General features: G+C 58.0%; 1 protein-coding gene. It reads left to right on the forward strand.

The features are described from left to right. Positions 1–892 (forward strand): hypothetical protein (locus tag ACP7BV_RS27375; protein ID WP_426108059.1); only part of this gene is annotated, 892 nt, incomplete at both ends.

Here is an 892-nt window from a genome sequence, read left to right on the forward strand (position 1 = left end):
CGGCCACGCCCCGGTTCAGCAGTTCGCCGGCGAGCGTTACTACTCGCCAGGCAGTCCAAACGAGATTATTGACAAGTTAAGCGGGAACACTTTGACGGTTCAGCAACCGAGTCAGGGCGTTACCAAGATCACCAACTCGGCGGGAAAGTGGATTCAGTTAACGAAGAACGCCAGTAATCGTGTTACCCAAGTCATTGACCCGGCTGGGAACGCATGGACCTATGAATACAACGCTGCTGGCATGTTGACCAAGGTGACCTCACCAGGCGCGGCACCGGCGGTCCGCCAGTACCATTATGAAAACACGACTGCGGCTAATGCCGCGACGCTGTTGACGGGCATATCAATCAATAGTGCGCGCTATAGCCGCTATACATACAACACGGATGGTACGGTGCAGCAAAGCGCGCTCGAGGGTGGCGCCGAGGTGGATAACTTCGTCTACGGTGCTGGGCAGACCACGGTGACCAACGCGAAAGGCATGGCCACGACTTACGCGTTCACCAGTATCCTTGGAGAGAAGAAAATCACATCGGTCGTACGTGCCGGGACGTCCTCCTGTGCCAGCGCCGCTGCCCAGACCGTGTATGACTCGAGAGGCTACGTCGATTACACGCTGGACTGGAAAGGCAACAAAACGGACTACACCTACGACGCAGCCGGCAAATTGCTGCAGGTGGTTGCGGCGGTAGGTACCTCAGCCGCTGCCGGGATCACGTATAAGTGGTCAGGCGAAGACGTCGTCCAGTTGGAATATCGCAACGCATCCGATATTACCTATCGCCGTGTCGACTACACTTATGCCAACACGGTCCGTGGCGCGGTGCGCAACGTGGCCAAGGGCGTCGACATGCTCGACTCCGGCGCTTACCGGGACGCCCGCGGCTACATC

It is taken from the genome of Massilia sp. TSP1-1-2 (assembly GCF_049896185.1).
Taxonomy (GTDB): domain Bacteria; phylum Pseudomonadota; class Gammaproteobacteria; order Burkholderiales; family Burkholderiaceae_D; genus Telluria_A.